Below are 242 nucleotides of genomic sequence, written 5' to 3'. Positions count from 1 at the left end.
AAAGACGAGTTGTGTATTGGAACAAAGGAAGGGAACTCCTTTATGGCTATAAACAAGAGGAAGCACTTGGAAAGAAGCTAGAACTAATAGTACCAGCCCCTATGAGAGACATGGTAATTGAGGCGCATACAAAGTGGATCAATGAAGGCGTAGCAATCCCTGCGGCAGAAATATGACTGAAACATAAAAATGGAACTGACATAGACGTTGATGCAAGCCACGGAATGTGGGAAAAGTAATTT

General features: G+C 41.7%; 1 pseudogene. It reads left to right on the top strand.

The features are described from left to right. A pseudogene (locus tag R0J88_RS22875) lies at positions 1-173 on the top strand (PAS domain S-box protein); the annotation flags it as partial. Positions 174-242: the final 69 nt, after the last annotated feature.

The sequence above is a fragment of the Pseudoalteromonas sp. SIMBA_162 genome, assembly GCF_046535955.1.
Classification (GTDB): domain Bacteria; phylum Pseudomonadota; class Gammaproteobacteria; order Enterobacterales; family Alteromonadaceae; genus Pseudoalteromonas; species Pseudoalteromonas marina.
This window is presented reverse-complemented; position numbering and strand designations above follow the sequence as displayed.